The organism is Mycobacterium sp. SMC-16, assembly GCF_046250085.1.
In the GTDB taxonomy this organism is placed as follows: Bacteria; Actinomycetota; Actinomycetes; order Mycobacteriales; family Mycobacteriaceae; genus Mycobacterium; species Mycobacterium phocaicum.
This window is the reverse complement of the sequence record NZ_CP176427.1, coordinates 2,299,524-2,326,060: the sequence shown is the minus strand read 5'-3', so window position 1 is coordinate 2,326,060 and position 26,537 is coordinate 2,299,524. Positions and strand designations below refer to the sequence as shown.

The window sequence follows — 26,537 nt, the reverse complement described above, 5'->3', positions numbered from 1 at the left end:
GCAGTACACAAGCCGTTCGATCACCAGGAGCAACCGATGACCGACATCACCTATCGACTGGCGCAGAAGCGCAACATCGTCACCGCGCTGCCCGGTCCGCGATCGGCCGAGATGTCGGCGCGCCGCCAGGCCGCGGTGGCGGGTGGCGTCAGCTCGTCGGCACCGGTCTACGCCGCGGACGCGGACGGCGGCGTCATCGTCGACATCGACGGCAACTCACTCATCGACCTGGGTTCGGGTATCGCCGTCACCAGCGTCGGCGCATCGCACCCGGGTGTCGCCGCTGCCGTGGCTCAGCAGGCTTCGCGCTTCACCCACACCTGTTTCATGATCACGCCGTACGAGGGCTACGTGGAACTCGCCGAGCGGCTCAACGCCATGACCCCCGGCGATCACGAGAAGCGCACCGCATTCTTCAACTCGGGCTCCGAGGCCGTCGAGAACGCTGTCAAGGTCGCGCGGCTGGCCACCGGCCGACAGGCCGTCGTCGCCTTCGACCACGCCTACCACGGCCGCACCAACATGACCATGGCGCTGACCGCCAAGGCCATGCCCTACAAGACGCAGTTCGGACCGTTCGCGCCGGAGATCTACCGTATGCCGGCGTCGTACCCGTACCGTGACGGGCTGACCGGCGAGGCCGCCGCCAAGGCCGCCATCAGCCGCATCGAGACCCAGATCGGTGCCGCGTCGCTCGCCGCGGTGATCATCGAGCCCGTGCAGGGCGAGGGCGGTTTCATCGTGCCCGCGCCGGGATTCCTTGCCACCCTTGTCGATTGGTGCAAGGCCAACGGCGTCGTCTTCATCGCCGACGAGGTGCAGACGGGCTTCGCCCGTACCGGATCGTGGTTCGCCTCCGAGCACGACGGCATCGTCCCCGACATCATCACCATGGCCAAGGGCATCGCCGGCGGCATGCCGCTGGCCGCCATCACCGGCCGGGCCGACCTGCTCGACGCCGTGCACCCCGGCGGCCTGGGTGGCACCTACGGCGGTAACCCCGTCGCCTGTGCCGCGGCCCTCGCCACGCTCGACGCCATGGCCGAGATGGACCTTCCTGCCCGCGCCCGCGCCATCGAAACCGCGGTCGTGCCCAAGCTGCAGGCCCTGACCGACACCGGAGTGATCGGTGACGTCCGTGGCCGCGGCGCCATGCTGGCCATCGAGATCGTCAAACCGGGTACCAATGAGCCGGATCCGGTTCTCACGAAAGCCATTGCGGCAGAGGCCTTCAAGCGCGGCGTCATCCTTCTGACCTGCGGCTCGTACGGAAACATCATCCGCCTGCTCCCGCCGCTGGTCATCAGCGACGAGCTGCTCGACGAGGGCATCGCCGTCCTGGTAGACATCGTGCGCGAAATGGCGGCAGCCCGATGATCGACCGCACCACACTGCTGCAGTCCATGCCCACCGAGCTGTGGCTCGGCGGCCTGCAGGTCCCCGCGTCCACCGGAGCCCGGTTCGCCGTGCACGACCCGGCCACGGACGCCGTGCTCATCGAGGTCGCCGACGCCGCACCCGCCGACGGTGCCCGCGCCCTCGACGACGCCGTCGCCGCGCAGGCGTCCTGGGCCGCCAACCCAGCCCGGGAACGTGCCGAAATTCTCCGGCGCGCTTGGGAACTGGTCATGGAGCGCCGCGACGACTTCGCCCTCACCATGACCCTCGAGATGGGAAAGCCCCTGGCCGAGAGCCAGGGTGAGGTCAACTACGGCGGCGAGTTCCTGCGCTGGTTCGCCGAAGAAGCGGTCCGGATCAACGGCCGCTACACGCAGTCACCCACCGGCACCGGCCGCATCCTGGTCACCAAGCAGCCCGTCGGGCCGACCCTGGCGATCACGCCGTGGAACTTCCCGCTGGCCATGGGCACCCGCAAGATCGGCCCGGCGCTGGCTGCCGGTTGCACCATGATCGTCAAGCCCGCAGCCGAAACCCCGCTGACCATGCTGCTGCTGGGCCAGGTGTTCGCCGACGCCGGCCTGCCCGCCGGCGTGCTGTCGATCCTGCCCACCACCGATGCCGCCGGCCTGACCGGCCCGCTGCTGGCCGACCCGCGCCTGCGTAAGCTGACCTTCACCGGTTCCACCGGTGTCGGCCGGAAGCTGTTGGCGCAGTCCGCAGATCGGGTGTTGCGCACCTCGATGGAACTCGGCGGCAACGCCCCGTTCGTGGTGTTCGACGACGCCGATCTGGACGCCGCGGTCGACGGCGCGATGGCCGCCAAGATGCGCAACATGGGTGAGGCCTGTACCGCCGCCAACCGCATTCACGTCGACAACGCCGTGCGCGCCGAGTTCACCGAGAAGCTCGCCGCCCGCATGGCCGCACTGGCCACCGGCCCGGGCGACCAGGCCGGCAGCCAGGTCGGTCCGCTGATCACCGCCAAGCAGCGGGCGACCGTCGACGAACTGGTGCAGGACGCCGTCAACAAGGGCGCGACGGTGGCGACCGGCGGCAAACCCGTTGAAGGCGAAGGCTTCTTCTACCCGCCGACGGTGCTCGCCGACGTGTCAACCGATGCCCGCCTCCTGCGCGAGGAGATCTTCGGGCCGGTCGCCGCGATCATCGGATTCGACGGCGAACAGGCCGGCATCGATGCCGCCAACGACACCGAATACGGCCTGGCCGCCTACGTCTACACGCAGGGCCTGGACCGTGCACTGCGGGTCGCCGAGGCAGTCGAGGCCGGCATGGTGGGCGTCAACCGCGGCGTCATCTCCGACGTGGCCGCGCCGTTCGGCGGTATCAAGGAATCCGGCATCGGCCGTGAAGCCGGCAGCGAGGGCATCGAGGAGTACCTCGAGACCAAGTACATCGCCCTTCAGTAGGTGCGCCGCAACAACTTTCCCCTCTCCCTCCACACACAGACATCCAAGTAAATAGACCGGAGTAGTCCTCCCATGCAGAATTCCGCTGCCCGGGTGTCTTTCGACGCCGACGGGCTGAACAACCACGCCCAAATCCAGTGGCCCGGGCATCCGCCGTTCCTGGCCGACGTCTGCGCGATGTTCGAGTCGTTCGGCCTGCGCGTCGCCTCGTACCACCACTCCGACGATGCCGGGCACTGCTACGAGTTCGGCGATCTCTCGCTGTCCGAGGCGACACGTGACCTGGTCGCGCAGGCCTGTGAGGCCGCCATCGCGGGGCGCTGGAGCGTCGACCGGTACGCGATGCTCATCGTCGCGGCCGGCATCGACTGGCGCCGCGCGGTGCTGATCCGCGCGGCGTGCCGGTTCCTCCGGCAGACGGGCCTGGGATTCTCCGAGGACTACATCATCGAATCCCTGGTCGCCGCACCCGGTTTCGTGAACGCATTGCTGGCGCTGTTCGACGCCCGGTTCAACCCGGACGCCACCGCTGACGTCGAGCAGCCGGATCGAGAGGTCGCCGGTCTCGTGGATGCCGCCACCTCGCTGGACGACGACCGGATCCGGCGGGCACTGCACGCCTTCGTGGCGGCGACACTGCGCACCAACTGGTTCCAGGTCGGCGTCGACGGCCTACCCAAGGACTACGTGTCGTTCAAGATCGACTCGGCGCGCCTGTCGATCACCGGACCTGTTGTGCCCTACCGCGAAATCTTCGTGCACTCCGACACCGTCGAGGGTGTGCATCTGCGCAGCGGCGCGATCGCCCGCGGCGGCCTGCGCTGGTCCAACCGGGCCGAGGACTTCCGTACCGAGGTCATGGGCCTGATGAAGACGCAGGCCGTGAAGAACGCCCCGATCGTGCCGACCGGCGCCAAGGGCGCCTTCGTCTTGCGTTCTGCCACTGTCGATCCCGCGGACGGCTACCGCACCTTCATCCGCGGCCTGCTCGACGTCACCGACAACATCGTCGACGGCACCATCCGCCATCCCGACCGCACCGTGTGCCCCGACGGCGACGACGCCTATCTCGTCGTGGCCGCCGACAAGGGCACCGCCACGTTCTCGGACCTGGCCAATTCCATTGCCGCCGAATACGACTTCTGGCTGGGCGACGCCTTTGCCTCGGGCGGGTCGGCCGGGTACGACCACAAGGCCATGGGCATCACCGCCCGCGGCGCGTGGCTGTCGGTACGGCGGCACTTCGCCGAGGCCGGCCATGACATCGACGCCGAACCGTTCACCGTCGCCGGCATCGGCGACATGTCGGGTGATGTGTTCGGCAACGGAATGCTACTGTCCCGCAACATCAAACTGGTCGCCGCGTTCGACCACCGGCACATCTTCCTGGATCCGAATCCGGATACGGAGACCTCGTACGCCGAGCGCGAGCGCCTCTTCCGGCTCCCCCGATCCAGCTGGCAGGACTACGACCCGGCGCTGATCTCGTCGGGCGGCGGCGTGTGGTCACGCACCGCCAAGTCGATTCCGCTGTCGGATCAGGTCCGGGCCCGCCTGGGCATCACAGCCGCCGAATGCACGCCCGACGAGCTGATCAGCGCGGTGCTGCGGGCACCGGTCGACCTGCTGTGGAACGGCGGCGTCGGCACGTATGTCCGCGCCGACGACGAGACCGACGCCGACGCCCAGGACAAGGCGAACGACCGCGTACGGGTCACCGCATCGCAGTTGCGCTGCAAGGTGATCGGCGAGGGCGGCAACCTCGGGCTGACGCAACAGGCCCGGATCGCGTTCGCGCTTCGCGGCGGCCGGGTCAACGCCGACTTCATCGACAACGCCGCCGGGGTCGCCACCTCCGACCTCGAGGTCAACCTCAAGATCGCACTGGACTCCGGCACCATCGCCACCGCCCGACGCAATGCGCTGCTCGCCGGTGCCACCGACGACGTCGCCGCACGGGTCCTGGCCGACAACGCCGACCAGATCCTCGCGATCAGCATGGCTGCCGCCGAGGCCGGCTCGCTGTTGGAGCGGCACGTCCGGCTCATCGGCAACCTGCAGGACGTGGCCGGCGTCGACCCCGATGTCGAGGGGCTGCCGTCGAAGCAGGAACTGGATCGCCGCCGGCTCGTCGGACTCGGACTCACCCGCCCCGAAATCGCGGTGCTGCTGGCGCAATCCAAGAACCTGGTGTCGCAGGAGCTGTTGGCCTCCGGCGTTCCGGATCACGAGATGTTCGTCGGCCGCCTGGAGCAGTACTTCCCGGCCACCATCGCCGAGCAGGCGCGCGCCGAGATCGCGAACCATCCACTCCGCCGCGAGATCGTCGCGACCTCGGTCGCCGGTGAGCTGATCAACCGCGTCGGTCCCGGCACGATCTACCGTATGCAGGAGCGACTGTCGGTGAGTACGGCCGACGTGGCGATGGCGTACGCGACGGTGCGCGACATCCTCGATCTCGACAACCTGTGGTCCGAGGTGCTGACCGGTAAGACCGATGAGAGCGGGCGCATCCAGGCGCTGCTGGAGATCCGGGAACTGCTCGAGCACCTGACGTCGTGGGTGGTGCGCAACGGCGCGGGCAACCGCGACCGGGTGAGCGCCGCGGTCAGCCGGTTGATGGCGGTCAGCTCTTCTTGAGCTCCTCGGCGAGCATCACGATGATGCCGCTGGGCCCACGGACATACGTGAGCTTGTAGATGTCTTCGTAGGTCGCCACGCCGCGCAGCGGATGGCAGCCGTGCCGCGCGGCGATCTCGAGGGCAGCGTCGATGTCGTCGACCGAGAACGCGACGCGGTGCATGCCGATGACGTTGGGGCGGGTGGGCCCCGACTCGATGGCCTCGGGATGGATGTACTCGAAGAGCTCGATGCGGCCGTGACCGCCCGGCGTCTCGAGCATCGCGATGTTGGCGTGGTTACCGTCGAGACCCACCGCGGTTTCGGTCCATTCGCCGCTGACCGTGGCACGGCCGACCACCGTCAGCCCCAGGTCGGTAAAGAACGCGATGGTCGCGTCGAGATCGCGCACGGCGATGCCGACGTTCTCGAGTTTGATGGCCATGCGGACGATGGTACCGAGTCGGACCGAGCCTCACCGGTCGGCTTCTAGCCCGTGACCCTGCCCTTGCACTGCTCGTCACGCCAGTTCTGCCAGAGCACGTTGGCAATGGTCGGAGGACCAGCCATGAATCTCATGGTGATGAATTCATCGGTTCCGGGCTTGATCCATGAGTACGGGCCGCCGGTGTAAATGGTGCACTGCTGCCATCCTTTACGCAGCAGACCGCCATCGGCCACCGCAAATATCGTGTTTCGGATCGGGATGTCTTTCCGCGAGTCCAGGCGGTCGCCCTTGTAGCCCCATGCCTCACGTGACGAGGTCTTGCTGTAGCTGCTCTGAACTAGCCAGGTAGCCGCCGGCATGTCGATCCCGAGCAACTTCGACTTGTTGTCCCGGGTGGTGGTCGTCGGGGTCGATGACGCCGACCGCCGTTTCTCCAGATTCTCACGAACCGTTTCGCTGGCGATCCGGTCGGTCTCCACGACACAGCCCGTCAGCACCACGGGGCCGACGATGGCGGCCAAAGCGAGTGCAGCAAAGCGACTCTTGATGGCTCCTCCTGACGTAGGTGACTGAATCAAGAGGTTAGGAGCAAATCTTGCCGATGGGAAGGGGCACCAACAGGGCTGCTACTCGCCCATCGCCGCCGGCTGGTGCTGCGTGATGCAGTGGATGCCGCCGCCGCGCTCGAACAGCGGCCGCGCGTCGACGCTGACCACGCGCCGGCCGGGATACTGCTCGGCCAGGATCGCCGCCGCGTCGGCGTCGCGCGGATCACCGAACGCGCACGCGATGACGCCGCCGTTGACCACCAGGTGGTTGATGTAGCTGTAGTCGACGTAGCCCTCGGCATCGGTCAGCAGGTCCGGTGCGGGAAGTTCGATGATCTCCCACGGCCGGCCCGCGGCGTCACAGGTCTCGGCGAGGGCCTCGCGAATCTCCTTGCACACCAGGTGGTCCGGATGCACATCGGAGCGCTGCGCATGCAGCAGCAGGCGCCCCGGTGACGTGATGGCCGCGACGATGTCGACGTGTCCGCGGGTGCCGAAGCGCTCCGAGTCGCGTGTCAGACCACGCGGCAACCACACGGCGTGGGTGGCGCCGAGGGTGCGGGCCAGTTCGGCCTCGATGTCGGCCTTGGTGGCGCCGGGATTGCGGCCGGGGTCGAGTTGGACGGTCTCGGTGACCAGCACCGTGCCCTGCCCGTCGACCTGGATACCGCCGCCCTCGTTGACCAACGCCGAACTGATCACCGGAACGCCGGCCCAACCAGCCACGGCGGCACCGATTTTCGCGTCACGATCCCAGCGTGCCCAGTCCTGGCCGCCCCAGCCGTTGAACACCCAGTCCACCGCGGCCACCGAACCGTCGGCGGCGTGCACGAAGGTCGGGCCGATGTCGCGCATCCAGGCGTCGTTGAGCGGCGCCTCGACGATGTCGACCTCGGCGGACAGATACCGCCGCGCGGCAGCCGTCTCCGCGGGGTCAACCACGACGGTCACCGGCTCGAACTCCAGCACCGCGTGGGCCACGGCAGCCCATGTCGAGCGCGCCTCGTGGTGTTCGGTTTCGTTGTCCCCCAAGGAATATCCTTCGGACGGGAACGCCATCCACACCCGGTCCTGTGGTGCACTCTCCGCAGGCATCACGTAGTTCGTCATTTCACCACCGCGGTGGCCTCGTGGCCGGCGCCGTACGGACGTTGCGCGTCGACCGGTGCGGTCAGCGCGCCGTAGCTCTCGGGCCGGCGGGTCAGCAGGAACGGGAACAGCTCCAGCCAGTCGCGGCGCTGGTCGAGGTCCAGATCGGCGACCAGCACCGCCTCCTCGTCGCGCGGCGCCTGCACCAGCACCCGGCCATAGGGGTCGGAGATGAACGACGAGCCGTAGAAGGTCACGGTGCCCTCGTCGCCAATTCGGTTGGGCACCACCATGAAAAGGCCGCTGTTGATGCCGTTGGCGACGATGACCTGCTGCCACAGCGGCTGCGTGTCGAACGCCGGGAAGACCGGTTCGGATCCGATGGCCGTCGGGTAGACGACGATCTCCGCACCGCCGAGCGAGTAGTTGCGAGCCACCTCGGGGAACCATTCGTCCCAGCACGTCGGCATTCCGAGCTTGGCGCCGAGTCCCTCCGGCTCGTAGACCGGGTACGGGTTGCCCTCGGCAGGACCGGCCCGGAAGTAGGTGTCCTCGTAGTAGCCCGCCGAGATCGGGATGTGCATCTTGCGGGTCCGGCCGGCGAGCTCGCCCGACGGGGAGACCAGGATCGCCGTGTTGAAGCCCAAACCGTCTGCCGCCGGCGACTTTTCGTAAAGCGACGCGTGCACGAAGATGCCGTTGGCGCGGGCCGCCTCGGCGGCGAGTGCGAACGTCGGTCCGTCGAGGAGATCTTCGGCGGTATCCCCCGGGTTCGGGCCGGCCGGGGTGTCGGCGGGATACCGCAGCAGGGTGATCTCCGGCAGGCAGACCAGCGCGGCGCCCTCTCCGGCCGCGCGGTCGATGCCGTCACGCAGCACCTTGGCGAGCTCATCGGCATCGGGACGCCAGCGGTGCTGCACCAGGCCGACCCGCACCGGCGGGCGCGTCGACTCGGTGCTGCGGGACAGCGACTCGGGTGCGGTGGCGGTCAGGGTGATCATCAGCTGGACTCCTAAAACGAATTTGATTCGTTTTATTGTGACCCCACTTACCCCCGGTTGTAAAGAGGTAGTAGACATATGCCATGGGCCGACCTTCCAAACCGCTGCTTTCGACGGATCGCATCGCCAGCGCAGCAATGGATTTGGTCAACAAGACCGGCGGCTTCACCGTGCCGGAACTGGCCCGGGCCCTCAAGGTCAGCCCGTCATCGCTGTACAACCACGTCGCGGGACGTGAACAGATCGTCGAGCTGCTGCGCGAACGGGCGATGTCCGACGTCGCGCTGCCCGCCGACGACCCGCAGCGGCCGTGGACCGACGTCGTCGCCGACATCATGCGGTCCTACCGCCAGAGCTATGCCCGCTACCCGCGGCTCATTCCCCTACTGACCTCGCACGCGGTGAACAGCGACCACGCCCTCACCATGTACAACGTGCTGGCCGTCGCGTTCGACCGGGCCGGGTTCGATCCCGCGGACACGTTGCGGGCCATCACCCTGATCGACTCGTTCGTGCTGGGCTCGGCGCTCGATGTCGCCGCGCCCGACGAACCGTGGCAGGCGGGCGCCGATGTCGCACCGGAATTCGCGGCCGCACTGGCCACCGGCACCACCAAACCCGAACGCGCCGATGACGCCTTCGAATTCGGCGTCAGAGTGCTACTCCGCGGACTGGCGGCGGTCCCGTCGGCCGAGTGATTACTCGGCCGCGTCGCCCTCGGGCTTGCTCTCGCCGTCGGTGGCCTTGTCCCCGTCCTCAGCTTCCGCCTCGGTCTTCGGCAGAACCGCATCCAGCGCCGCACCGGTGATCCGGCGGAACGCGCGGCGCGGCTTCTTGGCGTCGAGGATCGCGACCTCGAGCGTCGCTGCCCCCAGCACGCGATCGCCGGCCCCGGCGTGCAGCGCGTCGACGGCGATCTTCACCGCGTCGGCCAGGCTCGCGTTCTCCTGGTAGGAGTCGTTGAGCGCGGCGATGATCGGCTCGGTCGTACCACCCATGACGACGAAATGCGGCTCGTCGGCGATCGACCCGTCGTAGGTGATCCGGTACAGCTCAGGAGCTTTCGTCTCGCCGTGATGCGCGACCTCGGCGACACACAGCTCGACCTCGTAGGGCTTGGCCTGCTCGGTGAAGATGGTGCCGAGGGTCTGGGCGTAGACGTTGGCCAACTGGCGGCCGGTGACGTCGCGCCGGTCGTAGGCGTAGCCACGGGTGTCGGCGAACTGGATGCCGCCGCGACGCAGGTTGTCGAACTCGTTGAACCGGCCGACCGCCGCGAAACCGACGCGGTCATACAGCTCGCTGACCTTCTGGAGCGAGCGCGACGGGTTCTCCGCCACGAACAGCACGCCCCCGTCGTAAGCCAGGACAACCACGCTGCGACCCCGCGAAATGCCTTTGCGCGCAAGCTCGGAACGTTCCCGCATCGCCTGTTCGGGCGAGATGAAATACGGAAAGCTCATCAGGCATTACCTCTCGCGCGGGTCCGGTTGGCGATGACTTCCCGGGCCAGCGCGGCGATACGCTCCTCGGTGACCTCTTCGGCGCCCTCGGCACCGATCAGTACCGCGGTCGGATAGATGCCACGTGTCAGATCCGGTCCGCCGGTGGCCGAATCGTCGTCGGCAGCGTCGTACAGCGACTCGATGGCGACCTTGAGCGCCGAATCGGCGTCGGTCACATGCGAATACAGCTTCTTGATCGACGACTTGGCGAACAGCGAGCCCGAGCCCACCGACTGGTAGCCCTCTTCCTCGATGTTCCAGCCGCCGGCGGCGTCGAACGAGACGATGCGGCCCGCATTGCCCGGGTCGGAGTCGTCGAGGTCGTAACCCACCAGCAGCGGCAGCGCCACGAAGCCCTGCAGGGCCGCGCCGAGATTGCCGCGGACCATGATGGCCAGCCGGTTGACCTTGCCGCGGAACGTCAGCGGCACGCCTTCGAGCTTCTCGTAGTGCTCCAGTTCGACGGCGTACAGCCGCGCGAACTCCACCGCGATGGCCGCGGTGCCGGCGATACCGGTCGCGGTGTAGTCGTCGGCGATGTGCACCTTCTGCACGTCACGGCTGGCGATCATGTTGCCCTGCGTGGCGCGCCGGTCACCCGCGATCAGCACGCCGCCGGGGTACTTGATCGCGACGATGGTCGTGCCGTGGGGCAGGTCGGCACCGGATCGAGGATCACCCGCTGAAGCCCGATTGCCCGTCACGTCTCCCACCGGCAGCAGGTGGGGCGCCTGCCGGCTGAGAAAGTCCGAAAACGAGGACAGGTTCAGGTGGGGTGAGGTGACATCCAGTCGATCAGAGAAAGGCCCGAACGCTGCCGTCACTGGCCGCCCTTTTGGACGTATGCGCGCACGAAGTCCTCAGCGTTCTCTTCCAGCACGTCGTCGATCTCGTCGAGCAGGTCGTCGGTGTCCTCAGCGAGCTTCTCGCGACGTTCCTGACCTGCGGCAGACGGGCCGGAGAGGTCGTCGTCCTCGCCGCCGCCGCCACCGCGCTTGGTCTGTTCCTGAGCCATCGCCGCCTCCTGATTGCTCGATTCTCTGACTTCACACTACCGGTCCGCGCCCGGGTTCCCCGGGAACACAAGCAGTTACGTCGTGAGCTGCTCCACCAACTCGACCGCGCTGTCCACTGAATCGAGCAACGCACCGACGTGGGCCTTGCTTCCGCGCAGCGGTTCCAGCGTCGGAATCCGCACCAGCGACTCGCCGCCGAGGTCGAAAATCACCGAGTCCCAGCTGGCCGCGGCGATGTCCGCCCCGAACCGGCGCAGGCACTCGCCACGGAAGTAGGCCCGGGTGTCGGTGGGCGGGTTCTCCACCGCGTCCAGCACCTGCTGCTCGGTGACCAGCCGCTTCATCGAGCCGCGCGCCACCAGGCGGTTGTACAGACCCTTGTCCAGCCGCACATCGGAGTACTGCAGGTCCACGAGGTGCAGGCGCGGGGCGTTCCAGCTCAGGTTCTCCCGCTGGCGGAAGCCCTCCAGCAAGCGCAGCTTGGCCGGCCAGTCGAGGAGGTCGGCGCATTCCATCGGATCACGCTCCAGCAGGTCCAGCACGTGCGCCCAGGTCTCGAGGACGTGGTCGGCGCGCGGATCGGGGTCGCGCCGCTCCTGCAGCTTGGCCACCCGGTCCAGGTAGATGCGTTGCAAGGCAAGGGCCGTCAGCTCGCGGCCGTCGGCCAGCGCCACGGTCGCGCGCAGCGACGGGTCCCGGCTGATGACGTGCACCGCGTGCACCGGCCGCGCCAGCGCCAGGTCGGACAGCTCGATGCCCTCGGCCGGCCCGAACTCGATGAGGTCGAGCACCAGCGACGTGGTGCCCACCTTGAGGTACGTCGAGGTCTCGGCCAGGTTGGCGTCACCGATGATGACGTGCAGCCGGCGGTACTTGTCGGCGTCGGCGTGCGGCTCGTCGCGGGTGTTGATGATGCCGCGCTTGAGCGTCGTCTCGAGTCCGACCTCGACCTCGATGTAGTCGGCACGCTGCGTCAGCTGGAATCCCGGCTCATCCCCCGACTGCCCGATGCCGACCCGGCCGGAACCCGTCACGACCTGACGCGACACGAAGAACGGCGTCAGCCCGGCGATCACCGAGTTGAACGGCGTCTGCCGGCTCATCAGATAGTTCTCGTGCGTGCCGTACGACGCGCCCTTGCCGTCGACGTTGTTCTTGTACAGCTGCAGCCTGGCCGCGCCCGGGACGCTGGCGACATAGCGGGCCGCGGCCTCCATGACGCGTTCGCCGGCCTTGTCCCAGATGACCGCGTCCATCGGGTCGGTGACCTCGGGAGCGGAGTACTCCGGGTGGGCGTGGTCGACGTACAGGCGGGCGCCGTTGGTGAGGATCATGTTGGCCGCGCCGATCTCGTCGGCGTCGACGATCGGGGCCGGGCCCGTGGAGCGGCTCAGGTCGAAGCCACGCGCGTCGCGCAGCGGGGACTCGACCTCGTAGTCCCACCGCGTGCGCTTGGCCCGCTGGATGCCGCTCGCGGCCGCGTACGCCAGCACCGCCTGGGTGGACGTGAGGATCGGGTTCGCGGTCGGATCAGACGGCGACGAAATGCCGTATTCGACCTCAGTTCCGATGATCCGTTGCATGCCGCCAAGACTAGACGGCTGTCGATACGCGACGATTAGCCGCATGACCACATCACCGGCAGACCGGGTCGCCGCCGAGACCTGGTTTCTGCGGCGCGGGCTGCCCGCGGTGCTGCGTCCAGGGGCGCTGGTGCGACGGCTGTGGCAACGCTCGGCCCCGGCGCTGGCCGCGTTCGCGGTGTTCATGGCCAACTCGATCCTCGTCACCGCCGTCACCGGCAAACACACCATCAACATCGAGGCGCAGCCCACCCGGACCGAGTGGTTCGTCCTGGCGTTACTCCTGCTGGTGGCGCCGGTGGCCGCATTGGCGGGCTGGCTGGTGTCGCGCATCGCGTCGTGGCGCAATCGTGCCGGCGTGGCCGCGGTATCGGTGGCCGTGTGTGCCGTCGGCACGGTGCTCGGCGGTCCCGGTCCGAAAGTCGGCGGCAACCTGATCTACGTCGGCGTGATCGTCGCCGTCATCCTGGTCTGTACCGCGACCGGAATCGGCTCGATCCTCGGCTGGGCCCTGGACACCACGGCGCACAACCTGACGCTCGTGGGCAGCCTCTTCGTGCGGGCCCTGCCGATCATGCTGCTGACGGTGCTGGTGTTCTTCAACACCTACGTCTGGCTGATGGCGGCCATCGTCAGCCGGGCCCGGCTGTGGTCCGCGCTGGGCTTCCTGGCGCTGATCGCCGTGGCGTTCGTCATCGCGACCACCATCGACCGGGTCCGGCCGATCCTGACGGCGGCGGCGCCCGACGCGCCCGAGACCCAGAACGCGGTACTGGCCGACACGCCGTTCGTTCACCTACCCGCGCCCGAGCACCGAATCCCGTTGTCGCGCATCGAACGTGTCAACGTGGTGTTCGTCCTGGCCATGTCGCAGGTGCTGCAGCTGCTGATCGTCGCGCTGGTGACGGCCTTCATCTTCCTGGTGCTCGGCCTGATCCTGATCAGCCCGAAGCTGCTGGCGGAATGGACGCGGGGCAACGGCTCGCCCGACGGCACCATCTTCGGCATGACGCTGCCCATTCCGGAGTCGCTGATCCAGACGACGCTCTTCCTGGGCGCCCTGACCTTCATGTACATCACCGCGCGCACCACGACCGATGCCGAGTACCGCGCGGAGTTCGTCGACCCACAGGTCGACAGCCTGCGCCGCCGGCTCGACGCACGGGACCGCTACCTCGCCGACCTCAGACATGCGTGAGGGCCGTGTGCGCAATTCCGGAGTATTGCGCGCACGGCCCCCACACCTGCTGTCCTGTTACAGGTACTGCCCCAGGTTGCTCTCGGTATCGATGGCCCGGCTGGCCGACGAACTCTTGCCGGTGACCAGCGTGCGGATGTAGACGATCCGCTCGCCCTTCTTACCTGAAATCCGTGCCCAGTCATCGGGATTGGTGGTGTTGGGCAGGTCCTCGTTCTCGGCGAACTCGTCGACGATGGAGTCCAGCAGATGCTGCACCCGCAGACCGCGCTGCCCGGTTTCCAGCACCGACTTGATGGCGTACTTCTTGGCCCGGTCCACGACGTTCTGGATCATGGCACCGGAGTTGAAGTCCTTGAAGTACATGACCTCCTTGTCGCCGTTGGCGTAGGTGACCTCGAGGAAGCGGTTGTCGTCGATCTCGGCGTACATCCGGTCCACGATCTTCTCGATCATGGCCTTGATGGTCAGCGCGCGATCGCCGTTGAACTCGGCGAGGTCGTCGGCGTGCACCGGCAGTTCCTCGGTGAGGTACTTGCTGAAGATGTCCTGCGCCGCTTCGGCGTCCGGCCGCTCGATCTTGATCTTCACGTCCAGGCGGCCGGGCCGCAGGATGGCCGGGTCGATCATGTCCTCGCGGTTGGAGGCGCCGATGACGATGACGTTCTCCAGGCCTTCGACACCGTCAATCTCACTGAGAAGCTGTGGCACCACGGTGGTTTCGACGTCGGAGCTGACGCCGGTGCCACGGGTACGGAAGATCGAGTCCATCTCGTCGAAGAACACGATCACCGGGGTGCCCTCGGAGGCCTTCTCGCGAGCGCGCTGGAAGATCAGGCGGATGTGCCGCTCGGTCTCGCCGACGAACTTGTTGAGCAGCTCGGGACCCTTGATGTTCAGGAAGTAACTCTTCGCTTCCCGGGCGTCGTCGCCGCGCAGCTCGGCCATCTTCTTCGCCAGCGAGTTGGCGACGGCCTTTGCGATGAGCGTCTTGCCGCAACCAGGAGGGCCGTACAGCAGCACGCCCTTCGGCGGCCGCAGCGCGTACTCCCGGTACAGGTCCTTGTGCAGGAACGGCAGCTCGACGGCGTCGCGGATCAACTCGATCTGCCGCGTCAGGCCACCGATGTCGCTGTAGGCGACGTCGGGCACCTCTTCGAGGACCAGGTCCTCGACCTCGGCCTTGGGGATGCGCTCGAAGGCGTACCCGGCCTTGCTGTCGACCAGCAGCGAGTCGCCCGGGCGGAGCTTGCGCGCCCGCTCGTCGGCCAGGTCGTCGACGCCCTCGAGCACCTCGGCGACCTCGGGGTCGAGGAATTCGAGCGCGATCAGCGGCTCGGCGAGCCAGACGATGCGCTCCTCGTCGGCATGGCCGACGACGAGGGCACGCTTCCCGTCGTTCAGGATTTCGCGCAGGGTGCTGATCTCGCCGACCGACTCGAACGACCCGGCCTCGACCACTGTCAGCGCCTCGTTGAGGCGGACGGTCTGGCCCTGCTTGAGTTCGGACACCTCGATGTTCGGCGACACCGACAGCCGCATCTTGCGGCCGGAGGTGAAGACGTCGACGGTGTCGTCGTCGTGGGTGAGCAGCAGGACGCCGTACCCGCTGGGCGGCTGCCCCAGCCGATCGACTTCCTCACGGAGCGCCAGCAACTGCTGCCGCGCCTCTTTGAGCGTGTCCATCAACTTGCCGTTGCGGGTCGTCAGCGAATCGATGCGGGCTTCGAGTTGCTGCACGTCACGCGGTCCGCGATGCGTCGCAGCCGCGTTCGTGAGCTGCTCTCGCAGCGCCGCCGTCTCGCTGCGAAGCCGCGCCAACTCGGCGGCATCGGTGCTGGACATGGGGTTCTGACGAGATGTGCCCGGGCTGCCGAAGGCGTCCGGGCGATCCATTTCAGACATCTTGCTGCTCCTTTCCCACACCGGAAGTTGGTGCGGCGGATACCTCAACGCTACCGGCGATCTGCCGATCGTGGGCGTCGAAGGAATTGCGACACACGGGTGTCCCTCTGACCGCGCTGTTAACCTCATACCCGAGTCGGGCTCATCGAAAGGACCGCAGTGATCGTCAAATCCCTCGTCACCGGCATCGCAGCCACCGCCCTCGTCGGCGCCGCAGCAGTCGGTACGACCGTGGCTTCGCAGACGACCATCCCGACCACCGGCACGTCGACCGCGGTCGCGCCGGTCGTCCGCCAGGTCCCGCTGCCGCAGGCGCCCGCGCCGGGCCTGCAGTCGTCGCTGGTCTCGACGCTCAACGGGCTGACGGCCGCCGGGAGCTTCGCCGGGTCCAAGGGCAGCTACATCCAGGGCGGCGTGGGGCGGCTCGAGGCCATCACCGCCGACCGGGCCTACAGCAACGCCGTGAAGCAGGGCGTGTTCCCCATGAGCTTCGCCGTTGCCGACATCGATGACCTCGGAGACGGCACCGCGACGGCCAACGTCACCGCCACCGCTGCCACCGGCGCCACCGCAGCCCAGCCGCTGACCTTCGTCGCCGGCCCCAGCCCCACCGGCTGGCAACTGTCCAAGGGCTCGGCCATGGCCCTGCTGTCGTCGGTTAAGTAGGCGCCAGGACCAGCCCGGTGAATCCGACCCGAGGGACCTTGATCGCCGTCGTCGCGGCGGCGATCGGGTTGGCCGGGTGCAGTGAGCATGTCGAGCCGCCGGCCGACCCGATGCCCCGTTCACTGCTGACCACCGACGCCAAGGCGCCCGAGGCGGCGCCGCTGCCGTCACCCGACGCGATCACCGCGGTGCTGTACAAGATCGCGGACCCCGCGGTGCCGTCGGCACAAAAGATCGGGCTGATCCAATACGGCACCGCCGAGGACCAGGCCGGGCTCGACAACTTCACCAGGGCGCTTCGCGACAACGGCTTCAACCCGATGAACGTCACGGCGACCGACCTGCTGTGGTCGGCCGGGCAGCCGGGCGACATCATCGCCACGATCACCATCAGTTCGGTCGCCGCGCCGGACAACAAGTTCACGTTCCCCATGGAATTCAGCCCCATCCGGGACGCCTGGCAGCTGAACCGGCAAACCGCCAACCTGCTGCTCAAGCTGGGACAACCCGGCGGACCGGGCGCGTCGGGCGCGGCACCGACGCCTGGTCGCTGAGCTGTCGAATGTGGGTCGGGTGGCTGGAATTCGACCTGTTGCTGGGCGATGTGCACTCACTCAAAGAGAAGCGCTCGGTGATCCGGCCGATCATCGCCGAACTGCAGCGCAAGTTCTACGTGTCCGCAGCCGAGAGCGGAAATCAGGATCTGCACCGCCGGGCGGCCATCGGGGTGTCGGTCGTGGCGGCTGACCGCCATCACGTCGTCGAGGTGCTCGATGCCGCCGAACGTCAGGTTGCGGGACGCCCGGAGATCGAGCTGCTGTCCGCGCGGCGCGGCCTCGTCAGCAGCGAGGACTAGATGTTGCGCTTGCGCCGCAGCGGCTGCGGCGTCACCGCCCCCGGCGCGAGGCGGCGCGCGCTGATCAGGAACGCGGTGTGGCCCCGCATCGAATGCTGCGGGCGCACCGCGAGTCCGACGACGTCCCAGCCGCGCTGCAGCGACTCCCACGACCGCGGCTCGGTCCAGCACTGCTGCTCACGCAGCGCCTCGACCGTCTTCGACAGCTGCGTGACGGTCGCGACGTAGACGATCAGGACGCCGCCCGGGACCAGCGCCTTCGACACCGTCTCCAGCACGTCCCACGGCGCGAGCATGTCGAGCACCACCCGATCGACCTCGCCACCGTCGTGGTCATTGAGGTCGGCGATGACCAGGTTCCAGTTCTCCGGCCGTTCGCCGAAGAAGGTCTCGACGTTGCGCACCGCGTGCACCGCATGGTCGTCGCGCACTTCGTAGGACGTCACAGAGCCGCCCGGGCCGACGGCGCGCAGCAGCGAACACGTCAACGCGCCGGAACCCGCGCCGGCTTCCAAAACCCTTGCACCCGGGAAGATGTCGCCCTCGTGCACGATCTGCGCGGCGTCCTTGGGGTAGATCACCTGCGCGCCGCGCGGCATCGAGAGGACGTAGTCGATCAGCAGCGGACGCAGCACCAGGAACGGGTCGCCGTTGGTGGATTTCACGACGCTGCCCTCGGGCTGGTCGATCACCGAATCGTGGGCGATGATGCCGCGATGGGTGTGGAATTCCCCACCTGTCGCCAGCACCATCGTGTAGTGCCGGCCTTTGGCGTCGGTCAGTTGGACGCGGTCGCCGACGGTGAAGGGTCCGGTGATTCTCACCGGGCCAGCCTGCCAGCCGACCCGCCCGGGCGGACGGCCGGGGTTCGGCAACTTTGTCGTTGCCCCCACTTAAGCTGCTGGCATGACCACCCCCACTGCGCCCACCCGGCGGCCGGCGCTGTCGCCGTCGCGGGCCGGTGACTTCAAACAGTGCCCGCTGCTGTACCGGTTCCGGGCCATCGACCGGCTGCCGGAGCCGCCGTCGACCGCGCAGTTGCGCGGCTCGGTGGTGCACGCCGCGTTGGAGCAGCTGTACGCGCTGCCTGCCACCGACCGCGTGCCGGAGACCGCGTTGTCCCTGGTGACACCGGCGTGGGACGCCGTGGTGGCAGAGAAGCCCGAGTTGGCCGAGGAGATCGCGCCCGAGCTGCGGGAGACGCTGCTGAAGGAAGCGCGGGCCCTGCTGTCGGGTTACTACCGGCTCGAGGATCCGACGCGCTTCGACCCGCAGAGCTGCGAACAACGCGTCGAGGTCGAGTTGTCCGACGGCACCCTGCTGCGCGGTTTCGTCGACCGGATCGACGTCGCGCCGACCGGCGAGCTCCGCGTGGTCGACTACAAGACCGGGAAGGCCCCTCCGGAAGCGCGGGCACTGGCCGAGTTCAAGGCCATGTTCCAGATGAAGTTCTACGCGGTGGCGCTGCTCCGGCTGCGGGGCGTGGTGCCGGCGCGGCTGCGGCTGCTGTACCTCGCCGACAGTCAGGTGCTGGACTACAGCCCTGATCTGGCCGAGTTGGAAAGGTTCGAGAAGACCCTGATGGCCATCTGGCACGCCATCCAGAAGTCGGGCGAGACCGGTGATTTCCGGCCCAACCCGTCCAAGCTGTGTTCGTGGTGCACGCACCAGGATCTGTGCCCCGCCTTCGGCGGCACTCCCCCGCCGTACCCCGGCTGGCCCGAGAACTTCGGGGCCGCATGATCGACTGTTACTACCGTCGGCTGGACGCCGACGGCGATCTGCAGCGCTTCGAATCGACCGAAGGCACCGGCAGCAACTGGGACGAGAGCATCCAGCACGGGTCACCGCCGCTGGCACTGCTGACCAAGTCCATCGAAGAACTGGCTGCCGGCAGCGGCATGCAGGTGGGCCGGCTGACCCTCGACATCCTCGGCGCCATTCCCGTTGCGCCCGTTGCGGTTCGGGCCTGGGTGTCGCGGCCGGGCTCGCGCATCTGCATGATGACCGCGGAGATGACGGCCGCGCAGCGTGACGGCTCCGAACGCGCGGTGGCGCGGATGTCGGCGTGGCTTCTTGCGGTGACCGATACGCGCGACGCGGTCCTGGATCGGTACCCGCCGATGCCCCGGGTGCCCGACACCGGTTTCCGGCATCACTGGCAGGGCCGGCCCGGCTATCTGGAGACCGTCACCTGGGTGCCGCAGCCCGACGACGCCAACGCGTCGGTGGTGTGGATGCGGCCGCTGATATCGCTGGTCGATGACGAGAAGACGACTGACCTGCAGCAGCTGGCGATGGTCGTCGATTCCGCGAATGGCGTTGGCGCGGCGCTGGATCCGAACGAATTCATGTTCATGAACACCGACACCACGGTGCACCTGCACCGCGCCCCCGTCGGCCCGGAGTTCTGTCTCCGGGCCCGCGGCTCGATCGGCCCCGACGGCCTCGGCTCGACGACGGCCGAGCTGTTCGACGAACAGGGCTTCTTCGGGACGTCAGCGCAGACGCTGTTGGTCCAGCGGCGCTGACGTCCCGCGATCACTTCGCGACGTCGACGGCGGACGTGGGCGCGTCGAAGAAGACGCGCAACGCCGCGAGGTCGCCGGTGATGTCGACGAGCGGGGCGACGTCGTCAAGGGCGAGCAAGCCTGCCGCGAGCCCGAGAACGATCTGCGCCTCGGCCGTCAGCACGGCGTCGAGCTTGCGCCCGTCGGGCCAGCCCACGTCGATGCCGGCCTCGGCCGCGCTCAGTTGGACGGTGACGCCGTCCACCACGATTCCCACCACGGTCGACGAGTCGCCGGGGACGCGCCCGGCGAACAGCGCCGGAAGCGCCAGGAGAAGCCCGTCGGCGCGGAAGCTGTCGCCTTCTGGACCGCGGATCATCAGCGGCGGCGACCAGCGGATCATGGCGTAGATCGGCTCGCGAAGTTGGGCGCCCCAGTCGGTGAGGGCGTAGGTGATCGCGTTGGCCCCGTCCGACAGGCGCCGTTCCACCACGCCGGCGGATTCGAGATCGCGGAGCCGGTCGGTCAGCAGGTTCGTCGCGATCCCCGGCAGCCCCTCACGTAGCTCACCGAAGCGCGCCGGCCCGATCAGGAGCTGACGGACTATCAACAGGTTCCACCTGTCACCCACCACGTCCAACGCCCTGGCGAGTCCGCAGTACTGGCCGTAATCTTTACTCATCATCACTCACTTGATTTTTTAAAGTACACCTGATTATATCAACTACCGAGCGGAGGTTGCCATGACAATCCCAGACCGACAAAACGACCCGCGCCGCAAGGCGGGCATTCTGACTGCCGTCTACGTAGCAGTCCTGGCCATCAATCTCGATGTGACGATCGTCAACGTCGCCTTGCCCAGCATCGCGACCCAACTGCACGCCGATACCCGCGGACTGCAATGGGTCGTCGACGGCTACACCCTGACCTTCGCGGCCCTCGTCTTGGCAGCAGGCAGCTTGTCGGACCGCTACGGCCGCCGGCCGGCGCTGCTGATCGGCCTTCTCGGATTCGCTGTCACCAGTGGGATGGGCGCACTGGCCACCAGCACCGGGTCCCTCGTCGCGGCGCGGTTCGGCATGGGAGTTTTCGCCGCGCTGATCTTCCCCACCACCCTGTCGATCATCACCAACACCTTCTCTGACCGACGCCAACGCGCCGCGGCACTGGGCGGCTGGGGCGCGGTGGTCGGCGTCGGTGTCGCCGCCGGCCCGGTCACGGGAGGCCTTCTGCTCGAACACTTCTCGTGGAGCAGCGTGTTCTGGGCACTCATCCCGTTGGCCCTGCTGGCAGTCGTTCTCGGGTTTTTCCTCGTCCCGGAATCACGCGACCCGGGCGTGCCACCGCTCGACATCCGGGGCTTGATCACCTCGACCGCATTGCTCGGAGTGCTCGTCTACACCATCATCGAAGCCCCTGCCCGAGGCTGGCACAGCCCCGCGACACTGTTCGGCTTTGTCGCCGCGGCAGCGCTGACGCTGGCGTTCGTGACGATCGAGCAGTCAGCAGAGCACCCCATGCTCGATGTCCGGTTGTTCGCCGACCGCAGATTCAGCGCCGCCAGCGCGTCGGTGGCCGTCACCTTCTTCGCGTTGTCCGGCTTCATCTTTCTGATCACGCAGTACTTTCAGGTGCTGCGCGGGTTCAGCCCCTTCTCGACCGGCGCCCGCATCCTGCCCGTCGCCGGCTCCATCGCGATCGGTTCCATCGCCGGCGGCTTGCTCGCCCCACGCATCGGCACCCGCGCCGTGGTGGTCAGCGGACTGGCGTCCTTCGGCACTGCGATGGCCTGGATTGCCGGGAGCATCGACACCGATACCCCCTACTGGGCCACCATCGTTGCGCAGATGGTTCTCATGGGCCTGGGCATCGGCCTGGTCTCCACTCCCGCAACAGAATCCATCATGCTCGTGCTGCCGCCGGCCCGGGCCGGTATCGGTTCGGCGGTCAACGACGCCACGCGCGAGCTGGGTGCCACACTCGGCGTGGCCATCGTCGGCTCACTCTTTTCCTCGATCTTCAGTGCCCGCCTCGCCGACAGCGCGTTCGCCGCAACCGGAAAGGCCAGCGAGGCCGGCAACTCCGTACCGACCGCGTTCGGCATTGCCACTGCGCACCCCGAACTGCTTGTTGCCGTGCAACATTCGTTCCTCAGCGGCATCACCACGGCGTGCACGGTCGTCGCGGCACTGTGCTACGCGGCGGCTGCCGCCGGTGTCATTGCGCTACCCGGCCAACGGTTTCAGCCGCCGGCCGTCGCGACGGGCACCGCACACGAGCCGGATTCACGCGCTCCGGTGGCACAGCAGGCATAGGTTGCCGATCTCCTTTCCACCGCCCGGGTCTAGCAGTGGCGAACGGAGTTCGCGGCGAGCCAGTCGGCGAAGCGTGTCGTGCAGATGGTGGCATTGCCGCCTGGCGCGAGCGAGAGATCATCGATCACTGCCCCGAAGTACGGCGCGCGGGCGTCGGTCACGATCCGGCGAGGATCGCCGGCCGCCGCGAGACCCGTGCGGACAAAGTCGTCCATCCCAATCGCTTCCGGACCGACAACCTCCACCACCCCGTTGGTGGGGCTGCCAACAGCGGCACCGGCCACGGCGGCCGCCACATCGTCGGCGGCGATCGGGCGAAACGCGGCGTGCGGCAAGGTCACAACGTCCCCATCGGTGGCCGAGTCGGCCAGGCCGCCCACGAATTCGTAGAACGGCGTAGCGCGAACGATCGAGTACGGCTGGCCGGAATCCTGGATCCGGTTTTCCTGGGCTCCTTTGGCAGTGTTGTAGCCGCTATCAGGCGTCGTGTGCGCCCCGACGACCGACAGTGCCACGTGGTGTCCTACGCCGGCTGCACGTTCGGCTGCCAGGAGATTCGTGGTCGTTGTGGTGAAGAAGTGCATCACCGCCTCGTCTTCGAACAATGGCGAGTCGGAAACATCGATGACGACATCCGCGCCTGCCAGCGCGTCGGCGAGACCCTCACCGGTGAGTGCGTCGATACCCGACCGGCGGGACGCGGTAACCACATCGTGGCCCTGCGCGGTGAGGATGGTCGATACCTTGGCGCCGATGAGCCCACGGCCGCCGATGACAACAATTTTCATGATGGTCCTTAAGTTCGTAGTTGCAGTTACTTCGTATTGCTGAGCGTTACGTTGGGCTGTGACCCGGGTGGGTCGGGTATGGCTGCCATGGTGGTGCCGGCCCTGGTGGTGCGGCTTGAAAGGACTGGCCGCCCGGCCTGCCTGGACTTCCTCGGGCCGCTGATTGAGATCTGCGATGTGATCGCTTGTTTAAGGAAATGCCGGCGAGGTCGTCCTTGGGGATTCTGTTGGCAGACAAGCGAAAAGAGGTCCGGTGACCGAAAAGCAAATGTGGGCTGGGATCGACGTCGGCAAAGAACATCACTGGGTGTGCGTCGTGGACAGCAACGGCAACATGGTGTTCTCGCGCAAGGTGGTCAACGACGAGCGCACGATCGGCGACCTGGTCGCCGAAATCGACACGCTTGCCGGTGAGGTGTCCTGGACAGTGGACTTGAGCAACGTGTACGCCGCACTGGTGCTCACGGTGCTGGCCGATGCAGGCAAGACGGTGCGATACCTTGCGGGCCGGCAGGTGTGGCAAGCATCGGCCACCTACCGCGGTGGTGAGTCCAAGACCGATGCCAAAGACGCCCGGGTGATTGCCGATCAATCCCGGATGCGCGGTGCGGACCTGCCGGTCCTGCGTCCCGGCGATGACCTGATCACCGAACTGCGCATGCTCACCGCCCACCGCGCCGATCTGGTGGCCGACCGCACCCGCACCATCAACCGCCTGCGCCAACAACTGCTGGCCGTATGCCCGGCACTCGAACGCGTCGCCGAACTGACCCAAGACCGGGGTTGGGCGGTACTGCTGGCGCACTACCAGCGGCCGAAAGCGATTCGCCGAACCGGTGTTTCGCGGCTGACCAAGGTGCTGGCGGCGGCCGGGGTGCGCAACGCCGCCACGATCGCGGCTGCCGCGGTAACTGCTGCCAAGGCCCAGACCGTCCGCCTGCCAGGTGAGGATGTGGGTGCCGGATTGGTCGCCGAGTTGGCCCAGGGGGTGATGAACCTCGATGAGCGCATCAAACACACCGACGCGGACATCGAGGAACGATTTCGCCGCCATCCGCTCGCTGAGGTGATCACCAGCCTGCCCGGCATGGGCTTTCGGCTCGGCGCCGAATTCCTTGCCGTGGTCGGCGATCCCGCATTGCTGGAATCGCCTGACCAACTCGCTGCCTGGGCCGGATTGGCGCCGGTATCCAAAGATTCCGGAAAACGCACCGGCCGGCTGCACACGCCCAAGCGCTACAGCCGACGGCTGCGCCGGGTGATGTACATGTCCGCGCTGACCGCGATCCGCTGCGATCCCACGTCGAAGGCGTACTACCAGCGCAAACGAGACCAAGGCAAACGCGCCATCCCTGCCACCATCTGCCTGGCCCGCCGACGCGTCAACGTCCTCTACGCCCTCATCCGTGACAACCGGACCTGGCACCCCGACACGCCCCAAATCGCCACGGCGGCGGCTTGACACGGTCATTGAGAGTCCTTTCGGAATTACGTTGCTTTGTAATGTCTTTTCGAGCGCTTGAACCGGAGCCACGGGGCTGGCCGGCCGCTGCCCGACTCAGTTCGTCGCGGCATCGTCAGTGCTGAGTGGACCGTCGCCGGTATCGACCAGGAACACCGCGAGAAGTTCGGCAGGCTCTGTGGCACTGGCATTTTCACTGATGATGTGATGGGCACCGGGGTTCTCACTCCACGTTTCGCCGGCGCGATAGACCCGCGCCGGCTCCCCTTCGACCTGATTCCGGATCGCGCCGGACATCACGTACGCCATGATGAATGCCGATCGGGCGTGATGATGGGCGGCGCTTGCCCCGCCCGGCGGGTAGCTGACGGTCACCGCCTGCATCGATTTGCCCGGGGCGTTTGTCGGTTCATCGAAGACAGCACGTACAACGGGCTCTTGCGCTGAAGCCGATGGCGCCGGTTGCGCATTGGCTGCGGGCGCGAGCGCCGCCGCCGCAAGCATGGTGGCGAGCAGCATCTTCACGGTCATTTTTGACTGACTCCTGTCGTTTCGATGATGTTCTGCGTGCGGGCCGGCTCATTCGGGCGATCGAGCGGTGCCATGGACGACCGCGCCGATGGAGTCGGCCAGCGTCAGCACCGAAACACCGATCAGTACAACGTCTTTGATGAGAAACTGGCCGGTCATCGACAGCAGCGGGAATCCGCCCTCAGATGGCTCACCGACACCGGGAGTCGTGAACAAGAATGACAGCGTGCTCGCGAAGAGCAGCACTGCCACCGCGCTTCCGAACGCCGACAGTGCAGGGAACCAAGGCTTGGCAATGATGAGGAGCGCCGTGGCGATCTCCAGCACTCCCAGCATCGTCGAGAACGTCTCCACGCTGATCACGGTGTAGAGCCATCCCATGAAGGGGCTGTTGGCCACCAGCGGCTCGATGTTGTGCGCCTCGTACGGGTAGAACTTGCAGAATCCGATCCAGCCGATGACCAGCGCAAGCCCATAGCGGGCCAATATCCAGCCGGTCGATTTCACCGCCGGTTCCGCGTTCAGCAGTGCGGCTGAGAGGGTGTTCGCTTTGACCGCCATGTTCGTGGCTACCTTCCGTAGTGATCCTGTGCTGCGCGGGATGTGCAACACCAAGCACAAACGGACTATATAGTCCTTTATATTCCTGGGTCCCAACTTTCACGAACTCCAGCACGGGTCGCCCGATCATGCGAATACCCGTACAACCTCGATCAGATTGCCAGCTTGAATACCGACTCAGGCCAACGTTGTGTGCGACGACCCACTCACAACGCCTCCAAACTTGACCCCGGCATCGGGCATAAATGGACTATATAGTCCGTTATGCTCACGGCAAGAGGCGCACAGCGCCGCGAAAGCCACCCATCCCCTCGCCGGTAAGGAATCACCATGACCAATGACCTGACCATGACCAACACCGTCATCGAGAGCCTCGTGAGCCGCAGCACCACCAGCCACTACGACCCGGGATTCACATTGACCGACGACCAGATCGCCAATCTGATCCGAATCGCGACCACGGCACCGACGTCGTTCCACTTGCAGAACTGGCGTTTCATCGCCGTTCGAACGCCGGAGGCCAAGGCGCGGCTGCGGCCCATCGCATGGGACCAGCCGAAGATCACTGCCGCGGCGGTCACCTTCATCATCTGCGGTCAGCTGCCCGATCACATGACGGTGCCGGAGCGCCTCGCCCCCGTGGTGGAAGCAGGCATCATGCCGGCCGAGGCCGTGCCGCAGTGGCTAGAGTCAGCACGCGGTTTGTACGCCGGCCATCCGCAGCGCCAACGCGACGAAGCGCTGCGCACAGGTTCGATTGGCGCGACCGCGTTGATCTATGCGGCCAACGCGCTCGGTCTGGGTTCGACGCCGATCATCGGGTTCGACGCGGAAGCGGTCACCCGTGAATTCGCTTTGGCCCACGACGAAGTGCCGGTCATGTTGGTTTCGGTCGGCGCGAAGCAACCCCAGAACTGGCCGCAGAAGCCGCGCCGTCCGGTCAGCGATCTCTTGGAATTCGTTTAGCGACAGCAATCCAGCGGCGGAGTCGCACCGGCGATGCCGTCCGAAGTACGCATGCAAGTCGTTGGCGCCGAACACTTTCCACGCCACTGACATCCCAGGAGGCCAGCACAGCGGAACACCACAGTGAGCGAACCAGCCCAAA

The 26,537-nt window shown here is 67.1% G+C and carries 27 protein-coding genes; 13 read left to right on the top strand and 14 right to left on the bottom strand.

Translation table 11 applies throughout. The annotated features are described in order from the left end of the window. Positions 1 to 36: 36 nt before the first annotated feature. The 3 genes from gabT to ACJEIK_RS11230 all read left to right on the top strand — a co-directional run bounded on the left by gabT (position 37) and on the right by ACJEIK_RS11230 (position 5,468). Complete coding sequence (gene gabT / locus ACJEIK_RS11240) at positions 37 to 1,377, top strand: 4-aminobutyrate--2-oxoglutarate transaminase (protein WP_409431475.1); 1,341 nt, start codon at positions 37 to 39, stop codon at positions 1,375 to 1,377. Further along, complete coding sequence (locus tag ACJEIK_RS11235; protein WP_409431474.1) at positions 1,374 to 2,828, top strand: NAD-dependent succinate-semialdehyde dehydrogenase; 1,455 nt, start codon at positions 1,374 to 1,376, stop codon at positions 2,826 to 2,828. Before gabT ends, ACJEIK_RS11235 begins: the two co-directional genes overlap by 4 nt. Before the next feature lie 72 nt (positions 2,829 to 2,900). Beyond that, the gene (locus ACJEIK_RS11230) at positions 2,901 to 5,468 is read left to right on the top strand and encodes an NAD-glutamate dehydrogenase domain-containing protein (protein ID WP_061001607.1); all 2,568 of its coding nucleotides are present in this window, start codon (positions 2,901 to 2,903) and stop codon (positions 5,466 to 5,468) included. Here the strand turns inward: ACJEIK_RS11230 and ACJEIK_RS11225 are convergent. The 4 genes from ACJEIK_RS11225 to ACJEIK_RS11210 form a co-directional block, all read right to left on the bottom strand. Then, positions 5,455 to 5,892, bottom strand: coding sequence for a VOC family protein (locus ACJEIK_RS11225; protein ID WP_406775939.1), 438 nt, complete (start codon positions 5,890 to 5,892; stop codon positions 5,455 to 5,457). The two genes, ACJEIK_RS11230 and ACJEIK_RS11225, sit on opposite strands and share 14 nt — an antisense overlap. 44 nt (positions 5,893 to 5,936) lie before the next feature. Beyond that, positions 5,937 to 6,416 (bottom strand): hypothetical protein, encoded by a 480-nt coding sequence (locus ACJEIK_RS11220; RefSeq protein ID WP_061001609.1) that lies wholly within the window; start codon positions 6,414 to 6,416, stop codon positions 5,937 to 5,939. A 105-nt stretch (positions 6,417 to 6,521) separates the two neighbouring features. Next, positions 6,522 to 7,553: an agmatine/peptidylarginine deiminase gene (locus ACJEIK_RS11215; RefSeq protein ID WP_061001610.1), complete on the bottom strand. Its 1,032-nt coding sequence runs from the start codon at positions 7,551 to 7,553 to the stop codon at positions 6,522 to 6,524. Then, positions 7,550 to 8,533: a nitrilase-related carbon-nitrogen hydrolase gene (locus ACJEIK_RS11210; RefSeq protein WP_053853861.1), complete on the bottom strand. Its 984-nt coding sequence runs from the start codon at positions 8,531 to 8,533 to the stop codon at positions 7,550 to 7,552. Before ACJEIK_RS11210 ends, ACJEIK_RS11215 begins: the two co-directional genes overlap by 4 nt. An 83-nt stretch (positions 8,534 to 8,616) precedes the next feature. Between ACJEIK_RS11210 and ACJEIK_RS11205 the strand changes: the two genes are divergently transcribed. Next, the gene (locus ACJEIK_RS11205) at positions 8,617 to 9,231 is read left to right on the top strand and encodes a TetR/AcrR family transcriptional regulator C-terminal domain-containing protein (RefSeq protein WP_406775940.1); all 615 of its coding nucleotides are present in this window, start codon (positions 8,617 to 8,619) and stop codon (positions 9,229 to 9,231) included. On the opposite strand, the gene prcA is transcribed toward ACJEIK_RS11205, so the two are convergent. From prcA to dop, 4 genes are all read right to left on the bottom strand, one after another. Further along, positions 9,232 to 9,996, bottom strand: a complete 765-nt coding sequence (prcA, locus tag ACJEIK_RS11200; protein WP_293021213.1) for a proteasome subunit alpha — start codon at positions 9,994 to 9,996, stop codon at positions 9,232 to 9,234. It abuts the gene before it with no gap. Next, entirely contained in the window at positions 9,996 to 10,862 is an 867-nt protein-coding gene (gene prcB, locus ACJEIK_RS11195; RefSeq protein ID WP_406775941.1) for a proteasome subunit beta, read from the bottom strand. Before prcB ends, prcA begins: the two co-directional genes overlap by 1 nt. Continuing rightward, positions 10,859 to 11,053, bottom strand: coding sequence for a ubiquitin-like protein Pup (locus tag ACJEIK_RS11190; RefSeq protein ID WP_064986355.1), 195 nt, complete (start codon positions 11,051 to 11,053; stop codon positions 10,859 to 10,861). Before ACJEIK_RS11190 ends, prcB begins: the two co-directional genes overlap by 4 nt. 75 nt (positions 11,054 to 11,128) lie before the next feature. Continuing rightward, a complete protein-coding gene (dop, locus tag ACJEIK_RS11185; RefSeq protein WP_409431473.1) occupies positions 11,129 to 12,637 on the bottom strand; it encodes a depupylase/deamidase Dop in 1,509 nt (502 codons plus the stop codon). A gap of 43 nt (positions 12,638 to 12,680) precedes the next feature. Here dop and ACJEIK_RS11180 point away from each other — a divergent pair, with 43 nt between their 5' ends. After that, on the top strand, positions 12,681 to 13,835 hold the full coding sequence (locus tag ACJEIK_RS11180; RefSeq protein WP_406775943.1) for a hypothetical protein: 1,155 nt from the start codon (positions 12,681 to 12,683) through the stop codon (positions 13,833 to 13,835). A 57-nt stretch (positions 13,836 to 13,892) separates the two neighbouring features. Here ACJEIK_RS11180 and arc read toward each other — a convergent pair whose 3' ends face one another. Further along, a complete protein-coding gene (arc, locus tag ACJEIK_RS11175) occupies positions 13,893 to 15,731 on the bottom strand; it encodes a proteasome ATPase (protein ID WP_374704280.1) in 1,839 nt (612 codons plus the stop codon). A 168-nt stretch (positions 15,732 to 15,899) separates the two neighbouring features. Between arc and ACJEIK_RS11170 the strand changes: the two genes are divergently transcribed. From ACJEIK_RS11170 to ACJEIK_RS11160, 3 genes are read left to right on the top strand one after another with little or no spacing between them, the layout of a single operon-like run. Next, positions 15,900 to 16,406, top strand: coding sequence for a hypothetical protein (locus ACJEIK_RS11170; RefSeq protein WP_406775944.1), 507 nt, complete (start codon positions 15,900 to 15,902; stop codon positions 16,404 to 16,406). Positions 16,407 to 16,423: 17 nt separating this feature from the next. Then, positions 16,424 to 16,960 (top strand): hypothetical protein, encoded by a 537-nt coding sequence (locus ACJEIK_RS11165; protein WP_061001619.1) that lies wholly within the window; start codon positions 16,424 to 16,426, stop codon positions 16,958 to 16,960. An 8-nt stretch (positions 16,961 to 16,968) separates the two neighbouring features. Beyond that, positions 16,969 to 17,262: a DUF503 domain-containing protein gene (locus tag ACJEIK_RS11160; protein WP_138248709.1), complete on the top strand. Its 294-nt coding sequence runs from the start codon at positions 16,969 to 16,971 to the stop codon at positions 17,260 to 17,262. Here ACJEIK_RS11160 and ACJEIK_RS11155 read toward each other — a convergent pair. Then, complete coding sequence (locus ACJEIK_RS11155; RefSeq protein WP_406775945.1) at positions 17,259 to 18,086, bottom strand: tRNA (adenine-N1)-methyltransferase; 828 nt, start codon at positions 18,084 to 18,086, stop codon at positions 17,259 to 17,261. The genes ACJEIK_RS11160 and ACJEIK_RS11155 overlap by 4 nt on opposite strands. 82 nt (positions 18,087 to 18,168) lie before the next feature. Between ACJEIK_RS11155 and ACJEIK_RS11150 the strand changes: the two genes are divergently transcribed. Together ACJEIK_RS11150 and ACJEIK_RS11145 are read left to right on the top strand one after the other, a co-directional pair. Then, positions 18,169 to 19,005 carry a RecB family exonuclease gene (locus ACJEIK_RS11150; protein WP_061001621.1) on the top strand — a complete coding sequence of 279 codons (837 nt, stop codon included), beginning with the start codon at positions 18,169 to 18,171 and terminating at the stop codon, positions 19,003 to 19,005. After that, positions 19,002 to 19,793, top strand: coding sequence for a thioesterase family protein (locus ACJEIK_RS11145; RefSeq protein WP_293021198.1), 792 nt, complete (start codon positions 19,002 to 19,004; stop codon positions 19,791 to 19,793). Before ACJEIK_RS11150 ends, ACJEIK_RS11145 begins: the two co-directional genes overlap by 4 nt. Positions 19,794 to 19,803: 10 nt before the next feature. Here ACJEIK_RS11145 and ACJEIK_RS11140 read toward each other — a convergent pair whose 3' ends face one another. Continuing rightward, on the bottom strand, positions 19,804 to 20,454 hold the full coding sequence (locus ACJEIK_RS11140; protein WP_267325016.1) for a helix-turn-helix domain-containing protein: 651 nt from the start codon (positions 20,452 to 20,454) through the stop codon (positions 19,804 to 19,806). 61 nt (positions 20,455 to 20,515) lie between these two features. Here ACJEIK_RS11140 and ACJEIK_RS11135 point away from each other — a divergent pair, with 61 nt between their 5' ends. After that, positions 20,516 to 22,087: an MFS transporter gene (locus tag ACJEIK_RS11135; protein WP_406775946.1), complete on the top strand. Its 1,572-nt coding sequence runs from the start codon at positions 20,516 to 20,518 to the stop codon at positions 22,085 to 22,087. 29 nt (positions 22,088 to 22,116) lie between these two features. Here ACJEIK_RS11135 and ACJEIK_RS11130 read toward each other — a convergent pair whose 3' ends face one another. Beyond that, positions 22,117 to 22,875: an SDR family oxidoreductase gene (locus tag ACJEIK_RS11130; protein ID WP_061001624.1), complete on the bottom strand. Its 759-nt coding sequence runs from the start codon at positions 22,873 to 22,875 to the stop codon at positions 22,117 to 22,119. Between the two features lie 268 nt (positions 22,876 to 23,143). Between ACJEIK_RS11130 and ACJEIK_RS11125 the strand changes: the two genes are divergently transcribed. Next, positions 23,144 to 24,337, top strand: a complete 1,194-nt coding sequence (locus tag ACJEIK_RS11125; protein WP_409431682.1) for an IS110 family transposase — start codon at positions 23,144 to 23,146, stop codon at positions 24,335 to 24,337. Between the two features lie 96 nt (positions 24,338 to 24,433). On the opposite strand, the gene ACJEIK_RS11120 is transcribed toward ACJEIK_RS11125, so the two are convergent. Further along, on the bottom strand, positions 24,434 to 24,868 hold the full coding sequence (locus tag ACJEIK_RS11120; protein ID WP_061009745.1) for a cupin domain-containing protein: 435 nt from the start codon (positions 24,866 to 24,868) through the stop codon (positions 24,434 to 24,436). Between the two features lie 48 nt (positions 24,869 to 24,916). Further along, positions 24,917 to 25,429, bottom strand: a complete 513-nt coding sequence (locus tag ACJEIK_RS11115) for a YkgB family protein (RefSeq protein WP_061009747.1) — start codon at positions 25,427 to 25,429, stop codon at positions 24,917 to 24,919. Between the two features lie 330 nt (positions 25,430 to 25,759). Here ACJEIK_RS11115 and ACJEIK_RS11110 point away from each other — a divergent pair, with 330 nt between their 5' ends. After that, positions 25,760 to 26,395: a nitroreductase family protein gene (locus ACJEIK_RS11110; protein ID WP_204161117.1), complete on the top strand. Its 636-nt coding sequence runs from the start codon at positions 25,760 to 25,762 to the stop codon at positions 26,393 to 26,395. Positions 26,396 to 26,537 lie beyond the last annotated feature (142 nt).

Excerpts from the sequence above, each read along its gene's own strand:
- dop (WP_409431473.1), bottom strand. The coding sequence starts at position 12,637 with ATGCAACGGATCATCGGAACTGAGGTCGAATACGGCATTTCGTCGCCG.
- ACJEIK_RS11130 (WP_061001624.1), bottom strand. The coding sequence starts at position 22,875 with ATGAAAATTGTTGTCATCGGCGGCCGTGGGCTCATCGGCGCCAAGGTA.
- ACJEIK_RS11145 (WP_293021198.1), top strand. The coding sequence starts at position 19,002 with ATGATCGACTGTTACTACCGTCGGCTGGACGCCGACGGCGATCTGCAG.
- ACJEIK_RS11180 (WP_406775943.1), top strand. The coding sequence starts at position 12,681 with ATGACCACATCACCGGCAGACCGGGTCGCCGCCGAGACCTGGTTTCTG.
- ACJEIK_RS11140 (WP_267325016.1), bottom strand. The coding sequence starts at position 20,454 with ATGAGTAAAGATTACGGCCAGTACTGCGGACTCGCCAGGGCGTTGGAC.
- ACJEIK_RS11110 (WP_204161117.1), top strand. The coding sequence starts at position 25,760 with ATGACCAATGACCTGACCATGACCAACACCGTCATCGAGAGCCTCGTG.
- arc (WP_374704280.1), bottom strand. The coding sequence starts at position 15,731 with ATGGATCGCCCGGACGCCTTCGGCAGCCCGGGCACATCTCGTCAGAAC.
- ACJEIK_RS11225 (WP_406775939.1), bottom strand. The coding sequence starts at position 5,892 with ATGGCCATCAAACTCGAGAACGTCGGCATCGCCGTGCGCGATCTCGAC.
- gabT (WP_409431475.1), top strand. The coding sequence starts at position 37 with ATGACCGACATCACCTATCGACTGGCGCAGAAGCGCAACATCGTCACC.
- ACJEIK_RS11115 (WP_061009747.1), bottom strand. The coding sequence starts at position 25,429 with ATGGCGGTCAAAGCGAACACCCTCTCAGCCGCACTGCTGAACGCGGAA.
- ACJEIK_RS11150 (WP_061001621.1), top strand. The coding sequence starts at position 18,169 with ATGACCACCCCCACTGCGCCCACCCGGCGGCCGGCGCTGTCGCCGTCG.
- ACJEIK_RS11135 (WP_406775946.1), top strand. The coding sequence starts at position 20,516 with ATGACAATCCCAGACCGACAAAACGACCCGCGCCGCAAGGCGGGCATT.
- ACJEIK_RS11235 (WP_409431474.1), top strand. The coding sequence starts at position 1,374 with ATGATCGACCGCACCACACTGCTGCAGTCCATGCCCACCGAGCTGTGG.
- ACJEIK_RS11210 (WP_053853861.1), bottom strand. The coding sequence starts at position 8,533 with ATGATCACCCTGACCGCCACCGCACCCGAGTCGCTGTCCCGCAGCACC.
- ACJEIK_RS11215 (WP_061001610.1), bottom strand. The coding sequence starts at position 7,553 with ATGACGAACTACGTGATGCCTGCGGAGAGTGCACCACAGGACCGGGTG.
- ACJEIK_RS11205 (WP_406775940.1), top strand. The coding sequence starts at position 8,617 with ATGGGCCGACCTTCCAAACCGCTGCTTTCGACGGATCGCATCGCCAGC.
- ACJEIK_RS11230 (WP_061001607.1), top strand. The coding sequence starts at position 2,901 with ATGCAGAATTCCGCTGCCCGGGTGTCTTTCGACGCCGACGGGCTGAAC.
- ACJEIK_RS11125 (WP_409431682.1), top strand. The coding sequence starts at position 23,144 with ATGTGGGCTGGGATCGACGTCGGCAAAGAACATCACTGGGTGTGCGTC.
- prcA (WP_293021213.1), bottom strand. The coding sequence starts at position 9,996 with ATGAGCTTTCCGTATTTCATCTCGCCCGAACAGGCGATGCGGGAACGT.
- ACJEIK_RS11160 (WP_138248709.1), top strand. The coding sequence starts at position 16,969 with ATGTGGGTCGGGTGGCTGGAATTCGACCTGTTGCTGGGCGATGTGCAC.
- ACJEIK_RS11190 (WP_064986355.1), bottom strand. The coding sequence starts at position 11,053 with ATGGCTCAGGAACAGACCAAGCGCGGTGGCGGCGGCGGCGAGGACGAC.
- ACJEIK_RS11120 (WP_061009745.1), bottom strand. The coding sequence starts at position 24,868 with ATGACCGTGAAGATGCTGCTCGCCACCATGCTTGCGGCGGCGGCGCTC.